The sequence below is a fragment of the Herpetosiphonaceae bacterium genome (assembly GCA_036374795.1).
Classification (GTDB): Bacteria; Chloroflexota; Chloroflexia; order Chloroflexales; family Kallotenuaceae; genus LB3-1.
Genome location: DASUTC010000372.1, coordinates 24,730 through 48,497 on the forward strand (window position 1 = coordinate 24,730; position 23,768 = coordinate 48,497).

The 23,768-nt window shown below is 64.2% G+C and carries 14 protein-coding genes; 11 read left to right on the forward strand and 3 right to left on the reverse strand.

Annotated features, from left to right (window positions below; genetic code table 11):
- The first annotated feature begins 74 nt into the window (after nt 1–74).
- Nucleotides 75–3,221, forward strand: a complete 3,147-nt coding sequence (locus VFZ66_30105; protein HEX6293473.1) for an alpha-mannosidase — start codon at nt 75–77, stop codon at nt 3,219–3,221.
- A 611-nt stretch (nt 3,222–3,832) separates the two neighbouring features.
- On the opposite strand, the gene VFZ66_30110 is transcribed toward VFZ66_30105, so the two are convergent.
- Both VFZ66_30110 and VFZ66_30115 read right to left on the reverse strand, forming a co-directional pair.
- On the reverse strand, nt 3,833–4,057 hold the full coding sequence (locus tag VFZ66_30110; protein HEX6293474.1) for a hypothetical protein: 225 nt from the start codon (nt 4,055–4,057) through the stop codon (nt 3,833–3,835).
- A 153-nt stretch (nt 4,058–4,210) separates the two neighbouring features.
- The gene (locus VFZ66_30115) at nt 4,211–6,952 is read right to left on the reverse strand and encodes a tetratricopeptide repeat protein (protein HEX6293475.1); all 2,742 of its coding nucleotides are present in this window, start codon (nt 6,950–6,952) and stop codon (nt 4,211–4,213) included.
- 280 nt (nt 6,953–7,232) lie between these two features.
- On the opposite strand from VFZ66_30115, the gene VFZ66_30120 reads away from it, so the two are divergent.
- The 8 genes from VFZ66_30120 (at nt 7,233) to VFZ66_30155 (ending at nt 18,445) form a co-directional block, all read left to right on the forward strand.
- On the forward strand, nt 7,233–10,535 hold the full coding sequence (locus VFZ66_30120) for a glycosyl hydrolase (GenBank protein ID HEX6293476.1): 3,303 nt from the start codon (nt 7,233–7,235) through the stop codon (nt 10,533–10,535).
- Between the two features lie 223 nt (nt 10,536–10,758).
- On the forward strand, nt 10,759–12,171 hold the full coding sequence (locus VFZ66_30125) for an ABC transporter substrate-binding protein (GenBank protein ID HEX6293477.1): 1,413 nt from the start codon (nt 10,759–10,761) through the stop codon (nt 12,169–12,171).
- The gene (locus tag VFZ66_30130; GenBank protein ID HEX6293478.1) at nt 12,156–13,085 is read left to right on the forward strand and encodes a sugar ABC transporter permease; all 930 of its coding nucleotides are present in this window, start codon (nt 12,156–12,158) and stop codon (nt 13,083–13,085) included. The genes VFZ66_30125 and VFZ66_30130 overlap by 16 nt, the downstream gene beginning before the upstream one ends.
- Before the next feature lie 8 nt (nt 13,086–13,093).
- The gene (locus VFZ66_30135) at nt 13,094–13,930 is read left to right on the forward strand and encodes a carbohydrate ABC transporter permease (GenBank protein HEX6293479.1); all 837 of its coding nucleotides are present in this window, start codon (nt 13,094–13,096) and stop codon (nt 13,928–13,930) included.
- Nucleotides 13,931–13,939: 9 nt separating this feature from the next.
- Nucleotides 13,940–15,031: an ABC transporter ATP-binding protein gene (locus VFZ66_30140; protein HEX6293480.1), complete on the forward strand. Its 1,092-nt coding sequence runs from the start codon at nt 13,940–13,942 to the stop codon at nt 15,029–15,031.
- Between the two features lie 127 nt (nt 15,032–15,158).
- Nucleotides 15,159–16,469 carry a trehalase family glycosidase gene (locus tag VFZ66_30145; GenBank protein HEX6293481.1) on the forward strand — a complete coding sequence of 437 codons (1,311 nt, stop codon included), beginning with the start codon at nt 15,159–15,161 and terminating at the stop codon, nt 16,467–16,469.
- A gap of 351 nt (nt 16,470–16,820) precedes the next feature.
- Nucleotides 16,821–18,137, forward strand: coding sequence for a hypothetical protein (locus VFZ66_30150; protein HEX6293482.1), 1,317 nt, complete (start codon nt 16,821–16,823; stop codon nt 18,135–18,137).
- 8 nt (nt 18,138–18,145) lie between these two features.
- Nucleotides 18,146–18,445 (forward strand): hypothetical protein, encoded by a 300-nt coding sequence (locus tag VFZ66_30155; protein ID HEX6293483.1) that lies wholly within the window; start codon nt 18,146–18,148, stop codon nt 18,443–18,445.
- A gap of 192 nt (nt 18,446–18,637) precedes the next feature.
- Here VFZ66_30155 and VFZ66_30160 read toward each other — a convergent pair whose 3' ends face one another.
- Entirely contained in the window at nt 18,638–19,918 is a 1,281-nt protein-coding gene (locus tag VFZ66_30160) for a carbohydrate-binding protein (GenBank protein ID HEX6293484.1), read from the reverse strand.
- A 570-nt stretch (nt 19,919–20,488) separates the two neighbouring features.
- On the opposite strand from VFZ66_30160, the gene VFZ66_30165 reads away from it, so the two are divergent.
- Complete coding sequence (locus VFZ66_30165; protein HEX6293485.1) at nt 20,489–22,669, forward strand: ATP-binding protein; 2,181 nt, start codon at nt 20,489–20,491, stop codon at nt 22,667–22,669.
- A 122-nt stretch (nt 22,670–22,791) separates the two neighbouring features.
- Nucleotides 22,792–23,768: hypothetical protein (locus VFZ66_30170; GenBank protein ID HEX6293486.1), on the forward strand; the 977-nt coding region annotated here is incomplete at its 3' end.

Here is a 23,768-nt window from a genome sequence, read left to right on the forward strand (position 1 = left end):
ACTTGAAACTTGAACCTTGAAACAAAGTTTGTTCTCTGTTCCGCTGTTCTTTATTCTCTACAAGGGGCTGGTTCATGTTTTTCACCGCAGAAAAGATCGCCAAACAACTGCCTGAGATCCGCCAGGCGATCCACCGCGAGGCCCTGCCGATCCCCAGCTTCAAGTTCTTCGAGGGCCAGTGCGACGACGCGCGCTGCCCCTTCTTCGACGATCGCGACTGGCGCGACTTCAACGTCGGCGAGTACTGGGGCGGCTACGACATCGTGGCCTGGTTTCGCGCCACGGTGCCGATCCCGGCGCACTTCCGCGATCACAAAGTGGCGCTGCGCTTCCTGGTCGGGCCGAGAGATACCGGCAACTCCACCGCCGAGACGCTGCTGTTCGTGAATGGCGCGCCGCTCCAGGCGATCGACGTGTGGCACGACGAGGCCTGGCTGCCGCCTGAGCTGCTGCAAGCCGAGCAGATCCAGATCGCGCTCAAGGCCTGGAGCGGCGTGATGTCGGTGCCTGACCGGCGGCGCTTCAGGCTGGCGCAGCTTGTGCGCATCGACGAGCCAACCGAGCGCTTCTACTATCTGGCCGATACGCTGCTCAAGGCGGTCAACGTGCTGGATGAAAACGATCTGCGCCGGATCAGGCTGCTGCGCGCGCTCAACGGCGCGTTTCTCACGATCGATTTTACCAAGCCGCACTCCGACGCTTTCTACGCCTCGATCGCCGCAGCCGAGCGCGTGCTGCGCGGGCAGGTCGAGCACCTGGCGGCGACCAGCGAGATCAAGCCCACGGTCGTCGGCATCGGCCACTCGCACCTCGATCTGGCCTGGCTCTGGCGGCTGTGCCACACCCGCGAGAAAGCGGCGCGGACCTTCGCGACGGTGCTGCATCTGATGCGGCAGTATCCCGAATACTACTACCTGCACGCATCGCCGCAGTTGTTCAAGTTCGTCAAAGAAGATTATCCTGAGATCTACGCCCAGATCAAAGAGCGCGTCGCGGCGGGCCAGTGGGAGATGACCGGCGGCATGTGGGTCGAGGCCGACATCAATTTGCCGAGCGGCGAGTCGCTGGTGCGGCAGATCTTGTACGGCAAGCGCTTCTTCCGCGATGAGTTCGGCGTCGATACCAGGGTGCTGTGGCTGCCCGATGTCTTCGGCTACTCGTGGACGCTGCCGCAGATCATGAAGCAGAGCGGCCTGGACTACTTCATGACGACCAAGATCAGCTGGAATCAGTTCAATCGCTTCCCCTACGACACCTTCCACTGGCGCGGCATCGACGGCAGCGAGGTGCTGACGCATTTCGTCACGACGCCGGAAGAGCACTCGCACCACTACACCTACATCGGCACGCTGGAGCCGCGCGAGGTCAAGGGCATCTGGGACAACTACAAGCAGAAGGACATCAACGATACGCTGCTGCATGTCTTCGGCTGGGGCGACGGTGGCGGCGGCCCGACCAAAGAGATGATCGAGATGGGCCGCACGATGCGCAATCTGCCGGGATTGCCCCGCGTGGAACTGGCGAAGGCCGAGCCGTACTTTGCCGAGCTTGAGGCGCGCATCGCCGGGCAGGACGTGCCGGTCTGGGACGGCGAGCTGTATCTTGAGTATCACCGGGGCACCTACACCTCGCAGGCGCACATCAAGCGCGCCAACCGCAAAGCTGAGGTGCTCTACCACGATGCCGAGTGGCTGAGCGCCGTGGCCGATGTGCTGACGGGCCAGGGCCTCTATCCTGCCGAGACGCTGCGGGAGGGCTGGGAGCGGCTGCTGCTCAATCAGTTCCACGACATTCTGCCGGGATCGTCGATCCGCCAGGTCTATGAGGATAGCCGCGCGGACTTCGCGCAGATCAACGAGCTGGGCGGGGATGTGCTGCGCCGGGCACGCGCCGCGATCGTGGAGCGGATCGGCGTGGCGCAGGAGAGCGTGGTCGTCTTCAACTCGCTCTCGTGGACCAGAGCCGGCCTGATCGAGCTGCCGTGGTCGGAGCAATGGCGGCATCTCACAGCGCTGCTGCCAGATGGCACCCAGGCGACGACGCAGATCGTCGACGAGCATGGCCTGAAAAAGGTGCTGCTGGAAGTCACCGATGTTCCCGCGCTGGGCTACCAGACGTTGCCGCTGGTGCCGCGCGAGCACCACGCCGAGAGCGCCGACGCGATCACGATCGCGCCGGAGCGGCTGGAAAACCGGTTCTACCGCGTCGCGCTGAACGAGCGCGGCCAGATCGTCTCGCTCTTCGACAAGCAGAACGAGCGCGAGGTGCTGCCGCCCAGGGCGCGCGGCAACGTCTTGCAGGTCTTTGAAGACAAGCCGATGAACTTCGACGCCTGGGACATCGACCCGTACTTCTATGAGAAGATGCGCGAGATCGACCAACTGATCGCCGTCGAAGTGGTCGAGCAGGGGCCGCTGCGCGGCGTGCTTGAGCTTCAGTGGCGCTTCTACGACTCGCTCATCACGCAGCGGATCACGCTCTACGGGCACTCGCCGCGCATCGACTTTCGCACCGAGGTCGATTGGCGGGAGCGCCAGGTGTTGCTGAAGGTGGCGTTTCCCGTGGCCGTGCGCGCCACCAAAGCGACCTATGATATTCAGTTCGGCAGCATCGAGCGCCCGACGCACTCGAATACAAGCTGGGACTACGCGCGCTTCGAGAGCGTGGCGCACAAATGGGTCGATCTCTCTGAGGGCGGCTACGGCGTCGGGCTGCTCAACGATTGCAAGTACGGCTACGACGTGAAGCATAACGTGCTGCGGCTGACGCTGATCAAGTCGCCGATTGGGCCGGATGAGACGGCAGATCGCGGCAGGCACGTCTTCACCTACAGCCTGCTGCCGCACGCCGGGACGTGGAGCCAAAGCGCGATCGTCCGCGAAGGCTATGATCTCAACTATCCGCTGCTGCTGGAGACGATCGCGCAGCCGCAGCCGGGCAAGCTGCCGCATACCTACGCCTTCGCCGAGCTGGACGCCGATAACGTGGTGGTCGAGACGATCAAGCGGGCGGAAGACGAGGACGCCTGGATCGTGCGCGTCTATGAGTGCCAGCAGTTCCAGCGCAACAGGGTCAGCCTCAGCTTCGGCCAGCCGATCCGCAGAGCCGTCGTGTGCAACCTGCTCGAAGAAGACCAGGAGCCAGCCCGCCACGACGATCGAGCGATCACCTTCGGCATCGTGCCCTATGAGATCAAGACGTTCAAGGTGTGGCTGGCGTAGAGCCAAGAACCGAGGGAACAAAACGCCCAACGTCTTTGTTCCCTTGCGCTCTTGTTTCCTTGGAACCTGGAACCCGGAGCAAAGTACTACCTACGGAATAGGACATTTTGACAGGCTGCCAGATCGCGAGTCGGCTGCTATACTTTGATCATCCACTACCGAATGATGCTCGACCGACTGGGGGGTGGGCCGAGCACCACAAGGTAGTGGTTTTTTTGCTCCACAGACGGCGCTCGATCGACGGTCCACATGCGCCAGAAAACCAACGTCATAGGAAAAAGTGGGGGTAAGGGGGGTGAAGGCGGCGCCTCGGCGCGTCGGGGTAGGTGCGCTTACGCCTCGGTAGCACCAGCCAGCACGAACAAAGGATCAGGATGATCGGCGCTTGTTCCGCTCGCCAGCCACAGCACGTATCGCTGGAGGGTGTTGCCCGACACGTGATGCTGCATGTGGCGCTGGTACCCGTCGATGAACCAGGGGGAGCGTTCATCTGACTTGATTCAAGTGTAGCACACCAACCTTATCGCCAACCTTACCGCCATCGTAGAGATTCGTTTGCATGCGGCCAGGATATGTCACCGCTCGGAGACGGTCGCGCGCCTCTGCGATCGTTAGGTACCGGATGCAGACGCGCCGCCCGGTAGCTGCTCCATCGTCCCACGACACCGTTTGCAGACGCGCCGCTCAGTGATATTCGGCAGGCCACACTGCGGGCAGGCGATCATCGGCTCTGGAAAGAGTCGACCGATCAGCGCATAGAGCGCGCCGTAGAGGCACAGACCCGTGATGAGGGTAAACATCCAAAGCGGCCCCGTCTGCACACCGGAATCGATCATAAAACCTACAAAGATCAACACGGCGCTATGCAGCAGGGTCCTAAGCAGATGATCCACGATCAGCCTTTCACAGGACATGATACCACGCTGGCAGTATATCATCAGCCGCAGGGGAAGATCTAGCGACGATCGAACGATCTTGCGGCGCTGATGTTAATCGGGCAGCCAGGCGTGCTGATCGATGACTGAATGGCCTACGGGCGCAGCGCCGCCGACCATGCGCTCAAGCTCCAGCGCCTCGTCGATCGCCTGATCGAGCGTCAGAGCGCTGCCTGCGCTGGAAGCTTGCGCAAACGTAGCATCATCCAGCATCAGGCGTAGCGCGGCGAGCGTGCCGCTGTGCTCGGCGGGAAGATCCTGGTGGTCGCCGGTAGCACGCAGCGCCGCCACCGCCGCGCAGAGCCGCGCGGCCACCACTGGGCGATCCAGCTCCACAAACGCCGCCGCCAGACCGGTCAGGCACTCGACGCAGTACCAGGCATCGTCGAGCGCGCGAAACAGGCCGAGGCTATCTGCGAAGTAGCGCGCGGCGGCATGGTAGGCTGCCTGCGCCTGCGCCACATGGCCCCGATACAGCAGCGCCCAGGCGTAGCCCCGCCGATCGTTCAACTCCTGAAACAGCGCCAGACTTCGCTCCAAGAGCGTCACCGCCCTCCGTTCATCGCCCTGTGCCCGCGCGGCCTGGCCCTGATTGGTCAGCGCCCAGGCATAGCCCCGCCGATCGCCAAGCTCCTGAAACAGCGCCAGGCTTTCGTCGAAGAGCGTCGCCGCGCGATCGTACGCGCCCTGCGCGAGCACCGCCTGTCCAAGATTGGTCAGCGCCCAGGCCATGCCGTGACGGTAGCCTAGACTTTGAAAGAGCGTCAGCCCGGCCTCAAACAGCTCGACCGCGTGCGTGTACGCGGCTTGCGCATGCCGCACCTGGCCCTGCACGGTCATCGCGACCGCGCAGCCGCGCCGATCGCCAAGCTCCTGAAACAGCGCCAGGCTGCGTTCGAGCAGCGCCAGCGCGTACAGATAATCGCCCTGCGCCTGCGCGATCTGAGCGCGGCTGGTCAGCGCCGTAGCGCTGCCCTCGTGATCGCCAAGCTCCTGAAACAGCGCCAGACTTTCGTCGAAGAGCGTCGCCGCGCGATCGTACGCGCCCTGCGCCTCCGCGACCTGTCCCAGGTAGTTGAGCGTACACGCGCTGGCCGCAGTATCGCCCAGCTCGCGGCTGATGGCAAGACTGGCCTCAAGCAGCAGCGTCGCCTGCCGCCAGTCGTTCTGTGCCCACGCCAGCCGACCGCCGCCACACAGCGCGCGGACCCGCGCCAGCGTCGGTCGGCTGGTCGTCGGCAGCGCCTGCACCGTCGCGATCCAGGCCCGGCCCTCGCTGATATAGCCGCGCACCAGCCAGAACTCCCACAGCAACTCCACCAGCGACCAGGCGGCCTCGGCGTCGCCAGACGGGCCGCAGCACCAATCCAGCGCGGCGCGCAGGTTCTCATGCTCGGCCTCAAGCCGATCCAGCCAGGCTTCCTGCTCCGTATCCTGCAAGTGCGGACCGGCGGCCTCGGCCAGCGCCAGGAAATAGCGCGCGTGCCGCTGCCGGAGCAGATTCAGCTCGCCCGCCGCAGCTATGCACTCCAGCGCGAACTCGCGCAGCGTTTCCAGCATCGCAAAGCGTACCGTGCCGTCCGTCGCCTCCACGCGGCGCAGCAGGCTTTGATCGATCAGCGACAGCAGCCCCCGCAGGACCGCCTCACGCTCGGTGGTCGGCGCGCGATCTGTGTCGGCGGCGCAGATCGCCTCTACCGCTTCGAGCGTACACCCGGCCACGAAGACCCCCAGCCGACGAAAGAGCGCCTGCGCATCGGGTTCGAGCAGGTTGTAGCTCCAGGCGATGGCGTCGCGCAGCGTTTGCTGACGTGCCGGAAGATCGCGGGCACCGCCCGTCAGCAGGCTGAGCCGCTGCTCCAGCTTGGCAAGCAGCGCCTGCGGCGTTAGCAGCTTGATCCAGGCGGCAGCCAGCTCGATCGCCAGCGGTAGGCCATCCAGGCGGGTACAGATCTGGGCGACGGCGGTGGCGTTCGCGGGCGTGAGGCTGAAGCGCGGAGACACTGCGCGCGCCCGATCGACAAAGAGCGCCACCGCCGCATATTGCGATAGGACATCGACCGGCGGCAGCGCTTGCGCGTCGGGCAGCGCCAGCGGCGGCACCGGCAGCTCATGCTCGCCTGAGAGATGCAGCACCACGCGGCTGGTGACAAGCAGCTTAAGCTGCCGCGCATGGGCCAGCAGCCCGGCGATCACAGGCGCGGCTGCAACTACCTGCTCGAAATTATCGAGCACCAGCAACATCTGCTTATCGCGGAGGTAGCTGCTCAGCAGCTCGTCGATCGGCTGCCCGCCCGCCTCGCTCAGATCGAGCGCCTGTGCGATCGTCGAGGCTACCAGGCTATCATCGTCGATGGTCGCCAGCGCGACAAAGCACACGCCATCGCGGAAATCGTCGAGCAGCTCTGCGGCGATCTGAATGCCGAGCCGGGTCTTGCCCGCACCGCCGGGGCCGGTCAGCGTCAGCAGCCGCACGCCGGGATCACGCAGCCGGTGGCACGCAGCAGCAACTTCGCGCGCGCGTCCGATCAGCGGGTTGGGCGGCGCGAGCAGGTTGTTGAACTGGCGCTGTGGCTGCCCGCGACCGGCGGCGATAAAGGCGGGGCGCTCGTCCGGCGCGATCTTGAGCTGATCGGCCAGCCGATTGATGAAGTGACGCGAAGGCCGAACTTCGTTCGCCTCGATTTTGCGGATCGTGATCTCGGCGCAGCCAACCCGCTGCGCCAGCTCGGCCTGCGTGAGATCCCATGCCTTGCGGCACCGCCTGACCCATTGCCCAAACGCCTCGCCGGTCATCGAAGCTCCTTTGCTCGTCGCGGAGAACGGCAATGATCTTATGTATATCCACCTCATTATAAATTAAAATAGCTTTTACCGATCAGCGCCGATCGCACAAGCCCGACACGCCGGAGCGCCCACTGCGATTTTCTATCGGTAATGCTATCGGTCGACATCTTGTAGCCGCCCGAATCACCGTGCTTTAATGTTGTTGTGCATTTCGCCTTCAAAGTTCCGAGTGCTTTATTCTTTGTTCTTTATTCTTTGTTCTTTATTCTTCGATACTCAGGAGATCGCGATGAGGATCACACACGATTCGTTTCGATCACATCGGTGGCAGCGCCTGGGACGCGCGCTCACGACATTCGTTCTGATCAGCAGCATTATGTTTAGCATCACACCACACAGCTCACCGACCGCCGCCGCCGCTCCCGTCGGAGTGGGCGCTGGCAGCTACAACACCACGCTGCCAGCAGGCGCGAGAGTACCATCCAACTCCGACGGCGTTGCCGTCACGCCCAAGAAGACCGCCAACGTCACGGGCGCGATGCCGACCAACAAGTGGTGGTCGTCGCTGGCCTGGCAGCGCTACGCGGGCAATCCCTACTCCGAGAACATGTACGCGCATCCGCTGGCGTTCCGCGCCAAATCCGGCGGCCTGGGCGTCAGCTACCCGACCAGCCCGGTGATCTCGACCGGCAATCCGTCCTACCTTCAGGAATATCACTACTCCTACGCCGAAGATCTGATGCTGGGCGTGGCCGGGCTGAACGCGCCCGACGCGCGTGTCGACGGCTTCTCAGACTGGACCGTGACCGCCGCGCTGTCCGATGGCGTGCGCAGCCTCAAGGCCACCTTCGGCCACGGCCTGCCCTTCGTCTATGCCAGCAAGAGCGGCGGCAACGCGCTGATCGTCTTCAACGGCCCGCCAACGATCTGGTCGAACAGCAACGGCGTGCTCGGCGTGACCGTCAACGGCCATCACTACGGCATCTTCGCGCCGAGCGGCTCCACCTGGACGATCACCGGCACGACGATCCAGTCGACGCTGGCGGGCAAGAGCTACTTCTCGGTAGCCGTGCTGCCCGACAACACCGCCGCGACGCTCAGCTTCTACAGAAACCATGCGTACGCCTTCGTCACCGGCTCGACCGTGAGCTGGAGCTACAACGAGGCCACCGCGCAGCTTACCACCACCTACAACGTCGCAACCAGCGCCCAGGAGGGCACCGAGACACGACCGCTGCTGGCGCTCTATCGTCACCAGTGGCTCAACACCTCAAACGCGCTGACGAGCTACAGCTATGTCTCGCCGCGCGGCGCGATGAAGGTGCTGCAAGGCGCGTCGTTCAGCACAAACATGGCCTTCAACGGCGTGCTGCCCGCGCTGCCCGATAAAGGCAGCTACAATCGCACCACGCTTTACAACTACGTCAACGAGGTCTATGCCGCCGGGAGCTTCCTGCCCAACGGCACCGGCACCTACTGGACCGGCAAGGCGCTCGGACGGATCGCGGCGCTGGTGCGCATCGCCGATCAGGTCGGCCATACCGCCGCGCGCGACGCCTTTCTCTCGGCGCTCAAGGGCAAGCTTCAGGACTGGTTCCAGGCTCCCGACGGCAAGAGCAGCAACCTGTTCTACTACAATAGCACCTGGGGCACGCTGATCGGCTACCCGGCGGAGTACGGCTCCGACACCGAGCTGAACGATCACCACTTCCACTACGCCTACTACATCATGGCGGCGGCGACGATCGCGCAGTACGACACGACCTGGGCCGCCGATGCCAACTGGGGCGGCATGGTCAAGCTGCTGATCAAAGATGCCGCCAACTGGGAGGCGACCGAGACGCGCTTCCCACGGCTGCGCAGCTACGACGCCTACGCCGGTCACGGCTGGGCCTCCGGACACGCGGGCTTCGGCGCGGGCAACAACCAGGAGTCGTCGTCGGAGTCGATCAACTTCTCCACATCGCTGATCCTGTGGGGCGCGGCGACCGGCAACCGGACGATCCGCGACCTGGGCATCTACCTCTACACCAACGAGGTCAACGCGATCGAGCAGTACTGGTTCGATGTCAACGACGCGGTCTTCCCGGCGGGCTTCAACCGCTCGACCGTCGGCATCGTCTGGGGCGATGGCGGCGCGTACGCCACGTGGTGGACGGCCAATCCTGAGGAGATTCACGGCATCAACTTCCTGCCGATCACCGGCGGCTCGCTCTACCTTGGCCGCAATCCGGGCTACATCCCCACCAACTACAACGATATGCGGACCAACAACGGCGGCGACGAGACGGAGTGGCGCGACATCATCTGGTCGTTCTATGCGCTGAACGACGCGCCGGGCGCGGTGACGAAGTTCAATGCCAACGCGGCCTACGTGCCGGAGGGCGGCGAGTCCAAGGCGCACACCTACCACTGGATTCACAACCTCAACGCCATGGGCCAGCTCGACCGCAGCGTCACCGCCAACATCCCGACCTACGCGGTCTTCAACAAGAGCGGCACGCGCACCTACGTGGCCTACAATCCGGGCAGCACCGCGATCACCGTGACCTTCTCCAACGGCACGACGTTGAGCGTGCCCGCCCGCAGCATGGCGACCAGCAGCGGCGGCTCCAATCCGCCCGGCAACGGTAACGGCACCGGCTTGCAGGGCGAGTACTTCGACAACATCGACTTCACCAGCCCGAAGGTCACGCGCACCGACGCGACGGTCAACTTCGACTGGGGCACTGGCTCGCCCGACCCGACGATCGCCGCCGATACCTTCTCGGCGCGCTGGACCGGCCAGGTGCAGCCGCGCTACAGCGAAACCTACACCTTCTACACCACCTCCGACGACGGCATTCGTCTGTGGGTCAACGGCCAGCAGATCATCAACAACTGGACCGATCACGGCCCCACCGAGAATAGCGGCACGATCGCGCTCAGCGCCGGTCAGAAGTACGACATCCGGCTGGAATACTACGAGAACGGCGGCGGTGCCCTCGCCCGGCTGTCATGGTCCAGCCCCAGCCAGATCAAGGAGATCATCCCGCAGAGCCAGCTCTATCCCGCCGCCACAGGCACGCCCAAGAGCAACACGCTCTATGTCATCGACGGCGCGGGCGCGGGCGTGGCGAGCAGCCTGAGCTTCATCCAGGGCAGCAGCGCGGCGACCGATACAATCCCCTCGGCGGGCGGCGGCAACTACGATGGCACGCCGAATAATCCGCTGGTCTACACCGTCAGCGGCGTCAGCGGCACCTACGACTCGACCAAGACCACCGGCTTCAACATGTTCGTCGACGCAGGCGCGAACGTCGGCGACGGCTCGCAGGTGCGCATCTCATACGATTTCACCGGCGACGGCACCTACGATCGGCTCGAAACCTACACCTACTTCGCGACCAACGATGTGGTCGGCTGGGAGCAGTATACTCAGGCGCGCGGCCTGAAGTCCGCTAGCGGCACGTTCGGCAACCTGAGCAACGGCAGAATCCGGCTTGAGATCTGGAACGCGATCGGAACCCACACCGTGTCGCTGCGCACCAGCGCGAGCACCACGCAGGGCCAGCAATCGCTGCTGACGATCCCGTTCACGAATATCCAATAACATCGCCCCTACAATACGTACCTGCGGCTGGTGGAGCGCTCCGCCAGCCGCCGCGTTTAACGCGACCAGGCGCACGCAGCCGCAGCAGTACTCATTGCCTCGACTTGACACATCCGCTACACTCAGCAAAGGCACCGCACGCTGCGTCCCCCCACAGAACGATGCGCCTGTCCGATCACCGAACATGTCCATCGACAGACGGTTTATCGAAAGGAGCGCCCTCATGATTCGACATTCCCGTCCAGGCACCGCCCGCCACCTGCTGATCATGCTGATCCTGACGCTGATCATCAGCGCGTGCGGCCAGACCGCCACGCCTGCCGACCAGGGCGGAGCACCGGCTGCCGGGTCGCCCGCCGCCTCGGCAGCGCCCGCCGCGTCGCAAGCGGCTACCAGCGCCGCAGGATCGTCCGCAGATGCCGGATCGCTGATCTTCCTGTCCTCTCAGTTCAAGCCAGTTGAAGAAGCAGAGCGCATGCGCAACACGATCCTCGCCGGATTCGGCGGGCAGGTCGAGTTCATCCCCGAAGACGGCGGGCCATTCAACGACCGTATTCGGGCCGAGGCGCAGGGCGGCCAGAAGACGATCAGCATCATTGGCGGGCTGCACGGCGACTTCGCGCCGTTCGTCAAAGATCAACTGCTGGAAGATCTCACGCCGCTGATGGAGAAGCTCAAGGATCGCGGCTTTCCCGAGTCGTTTGTGGAGCTGAGCCGCATGGGCTCCGACAAGAGCTACTACGTGCCGTGGATGCAGGCGACCTATGTGCTGGCGGTGAACAAAAAAGCGCTCGAACATCTGCCGCAGGGCGCGGACCAGAACGCGCTGACCTACGCGCAGCTCAACGAGTGGGCCGCCAACGTCGAAAAAGCCACGGGCGAGCGTAAGCTGGGCTTTCCGGGCGGTCCCAAGGGCCTGATTCACCGCTTCTTCCAGGGCTATCTCTACCCATCGTACACCGGATCGTCGGGCGTCGCCGGCTTCAAAACGCCGGAGGCCGCGCAGATGTGGACCGAGTTCAAAGACATGTGGGCGCATGCCAATCCACAGTCGACGAGCTACGAGTTCATGCAGGAGCCGCTGCTCTCCGAGGAGGTCTGGATCGCCTGGGACCACGCCGCGCGGCTGATCACCGCCGTCACCGAAAAGCCCGACGACTTTGTGCTGCTGCCCGCGCCTGCGGGACCCAAGGGTCGCGGCTACATGCCGGTGCTGGCCGGTCTGGCGATCCCCAAGGGCGCGCCCAACCGCCAGGGCGCGGAGCAGTTGATCGAGTACCTGACGCAGCCGGAGCAGCAGATCACCACGCTGCGTGAAAATGCGTTCTTCCCCGTCACCAGCGCCCCGATCCCGCAAGACCTGTCGGCGGGCGTGCGCCTCGAAGCCGAGGCCGTGCAGAAACAGTCGTCGGCCAGCGATGCCCTGCCGTCGCTGCTGCCAGTGGGCCTGGGCGCGAAGGGCGGCGAGTTCAACAAAGTCTATCTCGACACCTTCCAGCGCATCGTGCTGAACAACGAGCCGGTCGAGCAGGTGCTTGAGCAGCAGGCCACCACGCTTCAGCAGATCTTGAACGACACCAAGGCCGGTTGCTGGCCGCCCGATCCGCCGAGCGAGGGGCCATGTCAGGTCAAGTAACGCAGCGAGCCGATCTGGAGCGGGAGAAGGTTCCCGCTCCACCACTGGCCGTCCGCCCGCGACGGCGCAGCCTGGGACCGTACCTGCTGCTCGCGCCCGCCGGGGTGTTTCTGGCGGTCTTTTTCGTCTGGCCGATGGTGCAGGCGCTCCTGCTGGCGTTCCAGAACGAAGCGGGCACCTTCACGCTTGAGCCGTTTCGCCGCATGGTCAACGACATCGCCTTCGGGCGCGCCGTGCGGAACACGCTGCTGCTGATCGTCGTGATCGTGCCGCTGCAAATGGTGCTGGCGCTGATCATGGCGCTGCTGCTGCAGAGCGGCCTGCGCGGCACGGGGCTACTGCTCTACCTGTGGGCAATCCCGCTGGCGATCTCCGACCTGGCGGCGGGCATCGTCTGGCTGGCGATCTTCGCCGACCGGGGCTACCTCAACTCGGCGCTGGTGGGGCTGGGCCTGAGCGAGACGAGCATTCGCTTTTTGAGCTACGAAAACCCGGTCAGCATGTTCCTGGCGGTGGTGCTGGCCGAAACCTGGCGGGCCACATCGATCGTGATGGTGATCCTGCTGGCCGGGCTTCAGGTGATCCCCAAGGAGTACGGCGAGGCCGCCGCTGTCTTTGGCGCGAACGGCTGGCAGCGCCTGCGGCATGTCACGCTGCCGATGCTGCTTCCGAGCATCCAGGTCGCGCTGATCCTGCGCACGATCCTGGCGTTTCAGGTCTTCGCGGTGGTGATCGCGCTGGCCGGGCGCAACCTGCCCGTGCTTGCGGGCGAGGCGTACTACTGGTACGGCAGCTACAGCAATCCCAACGTCGCGGCGGCCTACGCGCTGCTGATCCTGATCTTTTCGGTGCTCAACACCGGCATTTACCTGCGAGCGCTGCGCGTCCGCGATGAAGCGATAGGTGTGACATGAGCGTCCCGATGCCCATCCCTCGGCAGAGCGGCCCGCCCCGGCGGGTGTACCGCAACACGCTGCTCTACGCCGCCGCGCTGCTGATCTCACTGTTCATGGTGCTGCCGATCTACCTGATCATGATCGCGGCGTTCAGCCCGCGCGCGGCGATCTCGGCCTTTCCCAAGGCGCTGGTACCCGCCGAGTTTTCCACCGAGACGCTGCTCTTCTTTCTGCGCTCTACGGGCGTGACTCGCGCCGCGCGCAACAGCGTGCTCGTGGGGCTGCTCACGCTGGCGATCTCGCTGCTGCTGGGAGCGCCCGCCGGATACGCCCTGGCGCGTTTCGCCTTTCGTGGCCGCGATACCTTCAAGCTGCTGATCCTCTCGACGCGCGCCTTTCCGATCGTGATCCTGTCGATCCCGCTGGCGGTGACGTTCATCACCTGGCGGCTCTACGACTCGCTGCTGGCGGTCGCGCTGGTCCACACCGCGCTGGCGCTGCCGACGACGATCCTGGTGACAAGCAGCATTTTTATGAGCGTGCCCAAAGATCTGGAAGAGGCCGCGCTGACTCTCGGCTGCACGCCGCTGGGCGCGTTCCGGCGCATTGTACTGCCCCTGGCGCTGCCCGGCCTCGCGGCGTCGGCGATCTTCACCTTTGTGCTCTCGTGGAACGAGGTCTTTGCCGCGACGATCCTGACGGTGCGCAACCGCACGCTTCCGGCGCACGTCCTGGGCGTGCTCAACGACTCGCCGCTGCCGTTTCGGTTCGCGGGCGGCTTCGCGCTGGTGGTTCCATCGCTGATCTTTATCTTTTTTATGCGCCGTTACCTGCTCAACATGTGGGGACGAGTGACGAAGTGAGGCTGCGGCATGGCGACGATTACGATCAAGACGATCCGCAAGACCTACCCCGGCACGAAGCAGCCCGCCGTCGACGACGTGAATCTGACGATCGAGGATGGCGAGTTCATGGTGCTGCTCGGCCCGAGCGGCTGCGGCAAGACCACGCTGCTGCGGATGATCGCCGGGCTGGAGTATCCCGATCATGGCCGGATCACGATCGGCGAGCGCGATGTTACCGATCTGCCGCCGCGCGCCCGTCAGATCGCGATGGTCTTTCAGAGCTATGCCATCTTTCCGCATCTGACGGTCTTCGAGAACGTGGCCTTTGGCCTGCGCATGCGCAAAGAGTCCGGCCCCGATGTCAGGCGCAAGGTCGATCATGCCGCCGGGCTGCTCCAGCTTGAGCCGTATCTCGATCGCTACCCGGCACAGCTTTCGGGCGGCCAGCGCCAGCGCGTCGCCGTGGCCCGCGCGATCGTGATGGAGCCGAAGGTGCTGCTGATGGACGAGCCGCTGTCGAATCTCGATGCGCTGCTGCGGCTGCATTTTCGCGCCGAGCTCAAGAAGCTGGTGCAGGATCTTCATGCCACGACGATCTATGTGACCCACGATCAGGTTGAGGCGCTCAGCCTGGGCGACCGCATCGCCGTGATGCGTCAGGGCGAGATCGTGCAGTGCGACACACCGATGCAGGTCTATGATCGCCCGGCCAGCGAGTTTGTCGGCAGCTTTATCGGCAATCCGCCGATGAATTTTCTGCGCGGCAGGCTCGAACGCCGCGACGGAGCCGCGCAGGTGCTCCTGGCCGATCATCCGCTGGCGGCATCGCCTGGATTGACGCACCAGCCGGAGCGCGAGGTGCTGGTCGGCATTCGCGCCGAGCACATCGAGGCCCGCACCGCCGCAGCGCCCGATACGCTGCCGGCTCAGGCCGAGGTGATCGAGCCGCTGGGATCGCATCTGCTGATCACGGCGCTGATCGGCGATCAGCGGCTCAAGCTGCAAACGCACGTCGATTTTCCGGTCCAGGCCAACCAGCCCTTGTGGCTACGGCCAGATCCTGGTAAGCTGCGCTACTTCGATCCAGAGACGAAGCGTGACCTGATCGGCGCGCCGTAATGCGCCGGTAGGCGGGGGCGGGCACCCTCTGGGTGGTGGCCCCCACATATTCCCCATCCTGAGCCGATGCAGGAGATCCGAATTCCGGCAAAAGCTCCCTGAGCATACGCTAAGCAGAAGGAATCCAATGACCAATCAACCGCATACCGAGCTGATCGAGCAGGCCAGGGCGGTGCTCGCCGACAACTGGGTCGGCGCGTTTACCAAGCCGTCGCCGCGTCTGTACCCGCACCAGTGGTCCTGGGACTCGGCGTTTATCGCGATCGGCTACGCCCGCTACGATCAGGCCCGCGCCGAGCAAGAGCTGCGCTCGCTCTTCGCCGGGCAGTGGACCAACGGCATGCTGCCGCATATTGTCTTCAATCCCGCCGCCAGCGACTATTTTCCGGGGCCGCACGAGTGGCACACCGTCGATCACCCCCACAAGCCCCAGAACGTACAGACTACCGGCATTGTCCAGCCGCCGGTCCATGCGACCGCCGCGCTGCATGTGTTTCGGCACGCGCAGGATACCGCTCGCGCCCACGCCTTTCTGGCCGAGCTGTTTCCCCGCCTGCGCGACTGGCACGCCTATCTCTACCGCGAGCGCGATCCGCGCGGCGAGGGGCTGGTCTACATCGAGCATCCCTGGGAGTCGGGCCAGGATAACTCGCCGCTGTGGGATGCCGCGCTGGAGCGCATCACGATCGATCCCGACCAGATTCCGTCGTTTCAGCGCGTGGACATCACGATCGTCGACCCGATCGATCGACCGACCAAGACCGAGTACGACTACTACATGTATCTGGTCAAGCTGCTGATCGACCGCGACTACGACGATGCCAGGATTCGCGCCGATTTTCCGTTTCTGATTCAGGACGTTTTGTTCAACACGCTGCTCTGCCAGGCTAGCCGCGATCTGGCCGAGATCGCGCGAATCGTCGGCGAGTCGCCGGGGATCTTCGAGGCGTGGGCCGCACAGACCGCCAGCGCGATCGACGCCAAGCTGTGGGACGAGCAGCACGGCATCTATATCAACTACGATCTGGTCGCCGACGCGCCCGTCGATGTGCATGTCGCGGCGGGCTTCACGCCGCTCTTCGCCGGAGTCCCCGATCAGGCGCGCGCCGAGCGGATGTATCGCTACTTGAACTCCGACGCCTTCTGCGCGCTGGACGATGCCTGCTACCCCGTGCCCTGCTATGATCGGCACGCGCCCGGCTACCTGCCCAACCGCTACTGGCGCGGCCCGGTGTGGATCAACGTCGACTGGGCGATCTACCACGGGCTGCGACGCTACGGCTTCGAGGCGTACGCCGCCTGGATGCGGCAGCGCATCATCGAGCTGGTGCGAGACAACGGCTTCTTCGAGCACTTCACGCCGGAGACGGGCGCGGGCCACGGCACCGACCAGTTTTCGTGGACCGCCGCGCTGCTGATCGATCTGGCGCTCGGCTAAACTGCGCCGTACTCCTGGGCGAAGATTGCAGCGGGCTTCCATCCCCACGCGATCTTCGCCTTTTTCCTCCTGTAACCGCTGCTCGTCGGCGTCCGTAGAGAAGAGCGCGGGGCTAGACAACATTACTATTGCTCGTCGTCGCGCGCTTCCTCGACAAGCATCAACACCCTGTAGGCAGCAGGCGCTCATCCGTGTAAGATAGAGATACTCACACAGCCTTCGATCGCCGTTTTGTTTGTCCGCCGCAGGCCGTCGGCATGCCACGCGCGGTTTCGCTCCGCGCACCGGCAATAACGGCTCGTCATCTCGCCCGCCGTACAAACTGGTTGCTCACAGGAAAGGACTCCCCCCATGAAGTACGTCCATCTGTCGATCGTCCTGGTGCTCGGTCTGCTGCTCGGTATGGGAGCGACCGCCAGCGCTTCCCGGCCCACATCGCCCGCCGCCACTGGTACATTTGCCGCAACCACCAGAGCCTTCACCTACCAGGGCCGCCTGACCAATGGCGGCGTTCCGGCCAACGGCACGTACGATTTTACCTTCATCCTCTACGACGCCAGCGTCGGCGGCTCGCAGGCCGGGCCGATCGTCACCCGGAACGATGTCGTCGTCACCAACGGCCTGTTCAACGTCACGCTCGACTTCGGCAATATCTTCGTCGGCACGCAGTACTACCTCGACATCGCCGTGCGACCGGGCGCGAGCACCGGCAGCTACACGCAGCTCACGCCGCGCCAGCCGCTCACCGCCGCGCCCTATGCGTCGGGGCTGGTGCTGCCCCTGGATGCCTCGACGAGCACCAGCGGCAGCGCCTTCGTGGTCGACAACAACGGCAGCGGCCAGGCCGCCGAGTTCCGCAGCAACAGCACCTTCGCCACGATCTACGCCTCCAACAGCGGCACCGGCGGCACATTCCGCGCCGACACCGGCTCGTCGGGGCAGGGCAGCGCGATCACCGGCTACAACTACGGCACCGACCGCTACGCCGCCGAGCTAGAGCTGGTCAATAGCACCAATCCGCGCGCGGCGCTGTATGCGCGCACGGCGGGCAACGGCCAGGCGATCGACGCCGAGGTCAACTCCAATACCAACGGCGATGCGATCTTCGCGCGCACCACCAGCAGCAGCGCCAGCAGCTACGCCGGAATCTTCGTCGGCAACGTCTCGATCAGCGGCAATCTCGCCAAATCGTCGGGATCGTTCAAGATCGATCATCCGCTCGACCCGGCCAACAAGTACCTGTATCACTCGTTCGTCGAGTCGCCCGACATGAAGAACATCTACGACGGCGTGGTGACTCTCGACGACAACGGCGCGGCGGTGGTGACGATGCCCGCATGGTTCGACGCGCTCAACCAGGATTTTCGTTACCAGCTCACGGCGATCGGCGCGCCTGGGCCGAATCTGTACATCGCCAAGGAGATCACGGGCACTAGCTTCACGATCGCCGGGGGCACGGCGGGCATGAAAGTCTCGTGGCAGGTGACAGGCATTCGCCACGACGCCTACGCCAAGGCGCATCGCATCCCGGTGGAGGAGAACAAACCGGCAGCCGAGCGCGGCAGCTACATCCACCCCGAACTCTACGGCAAGCCCGCCAGCCAGGGCCTCGATCGGCTTGAGCGCCCGCTTCAGCCCGCGCCGCAGCCGGAGGGAGCGGGCCAATGAGAGCGAGGATGCTATTAGTTGCCCTGGCGCTGCTCGGCGTGGTGACGCTGGTCGCCGTCGATCGCGTGCGATCCCACGCGGCAGGCGTGGCACCCGCGCAGAGCGCCCTGGCCGAGTATGCCATCGACTGGTTCACGATCGACGGCGGCGGCGCGATGAACAGCAGCGGCGGCGTGTACGGCCTGAGCGGCACGATCGGGCAGCATGACGCGGGCGCGAGCATCGGCAGCCCGTATGAGCTGAACGGCGGCTTCTGGCCCGGAGCACAGGCGCGCTACATTGTAGCCCTACCGATCGCCGCCAAGTAACCGAAAGGCAGCAGCGCGATCATGAGGAAGGGCGCATCCTGCTGCGCCTCTGGAGGTCAATCGATCTGCAAACTGCTCTCAACCGCACGAGGAGGGAGCGCCAGGAAACAAGCAAACAAGCGAACCAAGGCTTAACTCCCTTGTTCGCTTGTTCTTTTGTTCTTCTGTTCAGCGCTTCGTTCACGAGCGAGTCTAGCGCTGGAAGTAGAACCAGTTGAGGTTCACAAAGTCGGAGGGCTGGCCGCTCTTGAAGACGACGTAGAGATTATGCACGCCGGTGACGGCGTTGGAGCTGGCCGGAACGGTGCGCCAGGATTGCCAGCCGCCCGTGTTAGCGATCGAGAAGCTGCCCAGCAGCGGCCCCGTGAGGCTGTCGATGCGGTACTCGACGATGCCGCTCACGCCCGACGCCGCGCCTGAGGCCACGCGAGTCTGGATCTGCACCGGGCGGGTGCTGCCAAAGTCCACGTTATTGAAGACCAGATAGTCGCCGTTGGCGATCCAGCCGACATTCTGACCGCCGCCGGTATCGCTGCACGCCTCAACCTGCGTTCCCGACTGGCTGCTGTAGCTCTCGGCCTGGACGGTGCTGTATGGGTTGATCGTCGTGGTGCCGCTGCGCTTATAGACGCGCACATAGTCGACCATCACGCGCGCCGGAAAGACGGTTGTGCTGTCGGGGCTGCCCGGCCAGTTGCCGCCAACCGCCAGATTCAGGATCATGAAGAACGGCTTGTGAAACTCCTCGGTGCTGTTGATATTATTCAGGATGTTGGCCTCCCAGAACTTGGTGCCGTCCAAGAACCAGCGGATCGCCGAAGAATCCCACTCGATCGCGTAGGTGTGGTAGGTGGTGACGTTCACCGCGCCGGACGGACCGCCGTAGCTCGCGTAGCCGTTGCTATCCCAGTGGATCGTGCCGTGGGTCACGTTTTCGTTGTTGACATGCTCCATGATGTCGATCTCGCCGGAGTTCGGCCAGGGCGTTGAGGGAAAGTTCGCGCCGAGCATCCAGAACGCGGGCCAGATGCCCTTGCCCATCGGCAGCGCCATGCGCGCCTCGATTCTGCCGTACTGGAACTCGCGCTTGCCCTTGGTGTTCATGCGCGTCGAGGTATACTGGCAGGTGCCGTACCAGCAGCTATAGCCGCTGCTTACCCTGTTCGCGGTGATCGTCAGCACGCCGCCGGAGACGCTGGCATTGCTGCCGTTGGTGTAGTACTGGAGCTCGTTGTTGCCCCAGCCGTGGCCGCCCGTCTCGAAGGTCCAGTTGGCGGGATCGACGGACGTGCCGTTGAACTCATCGCTCCAGACCAGCTGCCAGGAGGTCTGGGCGCTGGCCGGATTCGGCTGGGCTACCAGGCCAAGCTGCGCCACCAGCAGCCCCATGATGATACACAAGACCCCAAAACGGGAAGGACGAGTCAGTCGCGACGGGCGGCGCTTCAGCGCGCCGAGAAGCTGAGCCTTCATCGGATCTCCTCCTGAGCCGGGGGGTGTAGCTTGCATTGAATCACTAGCCCGATTGAAGCACATGCCGCCACGTACATCAAGCGCCGAACCGATAGAAAATCCGATAGAAACCACCGCCCGCTCGACCGCCGGGCTGAATCAGCTTCCGAGGGGTATTCGCCCGCCGCGCTGTTGTACGGACGGTACGCTCGTACCAGAACCAAAGTACCACCGGATGAACGTAGCCATACCCGCCTCTATCGTCGTAAGCTGAGGCGCGAAAGGGCTGCGGCCCGAAAGGCCGGTGCGCTGAAAGTCATAGTCGGGAGCAACCCTTTACCAGGACCCAACCAAGGACCGGAGTTACATGCCGGAGACAGCCCTGGTCGTTGCGCTTTTAGCAAGTCGTTATACAATGTAGTAACCCCTCGTGGCACGTAACCGACACTTCCCGCACCGTGACGGTACTAGCCGTGATGGTTGCTTGGCCGTCACTGCTTCAAGATTGCCTTAGCGCGGATCTGGAATATCGCCCGGACGACAGCCATGCGTCGCTTGATTCCTGGCTATCGTTCTACATAGACAACACGTATGCAACTCGTCGCTCATCATCTCGCGGATCTTCACAGCACCGAGGCACAGAGCCACGTCTATCTGAGCAGCCTTCTGAACTGGCTGCGCGATCTGCTCACGTGGCATATCGCTCTCACGCAGCATACCTTTGGCGCGCTGGCCGACGATACCTATCGCGGCCTGTATGTGCCCGATGCCGAAGTCGAGATCCTCAGCGGCGGCAGCGCTGCCATGCCGCCACAGCTTGTAGCCCGCCGCGCCGCGCTCGCCGAAGAGCGCGCCGCGCTCGAAGAGCAGGCCGCAGCCCTTGAGCGGAGCGGTACGATCGTGCCGCTGCTCAAGCTGGCGCGAACCTTTGGCTTCTCGCCGTTCGAGCGCGATGTCCTGCTGCTGGCGCTCGCGCCTGAGCTTGATCTGCGCTATGAGCGGCTTTTCGCCTACATTCAGGACGATGTCACCAAAAAGCGGCCATCGGTGAATCTTGCGCTCGCGCTGCTGTGCGCCAGCCCCGAAGAGCGCATCGCGGCGCGCACCGCCTTTACGCCGGACGCGCCCCTGATCCGCTATCGCATCGTCCAGCTTTTCGAGGATGGGCAGCGCCAGCCGCCGCTGCTGTCGCGCTTCATCAAGCTCGACGACCGCATTGTCTCGGCGCTGCTGGATCAGCCGACCGTCGATCCGCTGCTGGATCAGACCGTCAAGCTGACTAGACCGCGCCGCGCGCTGGCGAGTATGGTCCTACCGACCGACCTGCGCAATCGGCTGCGGCAGGCGATGATCGAGCATGCCGATGGCTTGATCCTGGCATTGCAGGGCAGCTACGGCAGCGGACGCCGCGCCACCGCCGAGGCGCTGTGTACCGAGGTCGGCCTGCCGCTGCTGACGGTCGATCTGGATCGGCTGGCGGCCAGCGATCTTCATCCCGAAGAGGCGGTGCAGCGCGTGCTGCGCGAGGGCATGCTCAACGGCGCGGCGATCCTCTGGCTGGGCGGCGACCGCGTGCTGCATGAGGACTCCCTAGCGGCGTGGCAGGCTGCGCTCCTGGCGGCGCTGGACAGCTACCGTGGCTGCTCGTTCTTGCCGCTCGACCAGGCCTGGGAGGCGCGCGGCGCGCTGCGGCACAACTGGTTCCTGCGCATCGAGCTGCCGAGGCTGACCTACGGCGAGCGCGAGCATATCTGGCAGGCGCGCCTCAACGGCGATGCGCCCGACGAGCAGACGCTTCAAGCGCTAGCCAGCACCTTCCGGCTGACCGGCGGACAGATCCGCGACGCTGTGATCATGGCGCGGTCGCTGGCGCGCTGGCATGGCGGCACGCCCAGCCGCGAGGATTTTTACATCGCCTGCCGCGCCCAGTCGAGCGGACGGCTGGATAGTATGGCGCATAAGATCAAGACGACCTACGACTGGGACGATATTGTGCTGCCGCCGGATCAGCTCGGCCAGCTGCGCGAGATTAGCTCGCAGGTGCGGCACCGGCACACCGTGCTGGAGCGCTGGGGCTTCGATCGGCATCTGGCGATGGGCAAGGGCGTCAATACGCTCTTCGCCGGGCCGTCGGGCACCGGCAAGACGATGTCCGCCGAGATCATCGCCGCCGATCTGGGCCTGGAGCTGTACAAGATCGATCTTTCGACGGTGATCAGCAAATACATCGGCGAAACCGAGAAAAATCTCGATCGGATCTTCAACGCGGCGCGCGAGGCCAACGCGATCCTCTTCTTCGACGAGGCCGACGCGCTCTTCGGCAAGCGCTCCGAGGTCAAGGACGCCCACGATCGCTACGCCAACATCGAGGTCGGCTACCTGCTCCAGAAGATGGAAGAGTACGACGGCATTGTGATCCTGGCGACCAACCTGCGCAAGAATATGGACGATGCGTTCGTGCGGCGCTTGCATGTCGCGATCGATTTTCCGTTTCCGGAGGAGCCCGACCGTCTGCGGATCTGGCAGAAAGCGTTTCCGCCGGAAGCGCCGCTGGCCGAAGATGTCGATCTGCCGTTTCTGGCGCGGCAGTTCAAGCTGGCCGGCGGCAATATCCGCAACATTGCGCTGCTCTCGGCCTTCCTGGCCGCCGAGGCCAGCACGCCGATCCAGATGATCCACTTGATCCGCGCGATCAAACGCGAATATCAGAAGCTCGGCAAGCTGGTGACGGAGTCCGATTTTGGGCGCTATATGTCGTTGATTCGCGGCTAGTGCGCCAACGGAAGAACAAGGGAACAAACGGAGAGCAGAGAACAAAGAACAAGGGGACGAGCACCAAGAGCTTGAAACGTTGAACTCGGAACTCGAACAGCAGCACGTTCAAGGATAGACTGATGGCAACGCGCAACATCCACAAACGACAGATCACCGCGCCCAAGACGGCTCCAAAGGCTGTCCAGCGTGCGGCTGAGCAGGATGTCGCCGAGCCACAGTCGGAGGCTGCCGAGCCGGTTGCTGCGCCCCACCTGGCGAGCCGTCCCAACCCACAGCAGGCCCGCGCGATGCAGCACATGCAGCGCACCATCGGCAACGCGCAGGTGCAGCGGATGTTGAGCAACAGCACCAGCCAGCCGCAGATCCAGCGCGCCGCCGCGAGCGCGCCCAGACGCACCGCGCCGCAGCAAGATCCACGTTTCCAGAGCATCACCTCCAAAGCCAAGCAGGTCGCCACCAAAGAGAAGCAGCACGCTCCCGCCAAAGCCAAGGTGTCCGAGGCGCAGGCAGCGGCGGTCGGTCCCGCTAACGACGTATCCAGTCAGGCGGCGGCGGCGCAGGTCGGCAAGATGAACGCGCAAAAGCCTGGAACGTTCAACAAGCAGCAGTTTGTTGCCGCGCTCAACCAGGCTATCGCCAAGATCACGCCTAATAACTTGGAAGAAGCCGACGAGTTCAAGCAATCCGGCAAGGCGGGCGAGCTTAAAGGCCAGGTGACGGGCCTGGTCAAGGATAACAAAGAGAACGCCGAGAGCGCGATCGAGACGACGACGAAAGCCGCTCCCGATCCGCGCGGTGCCAAGCCTAAATCTGTCACGCCGATGAAGCCGGAGGAGGCGGGCGCGGCACCCGGCTCGATCGGCGCGGGCAACGCCATGCCCGGCAACAAGTCGGCGCAGGAAACCTCGCTGGACGAGGGTAAGAAGTCGCTCGATAGCCAGATGGCGGGGGCGGACGTTACCGAGGAGCAGCTCAAGAAATCCAACGAGCCGAGCTTTACCGGCGCGCTGGCTGCCAAAAAAGAAACTGAGGCGCACGCGACTACCGCGCCGCAGCAGTTCCGCGCGCAGGAGCAGAAAATCCTGGGGCAGGCGCG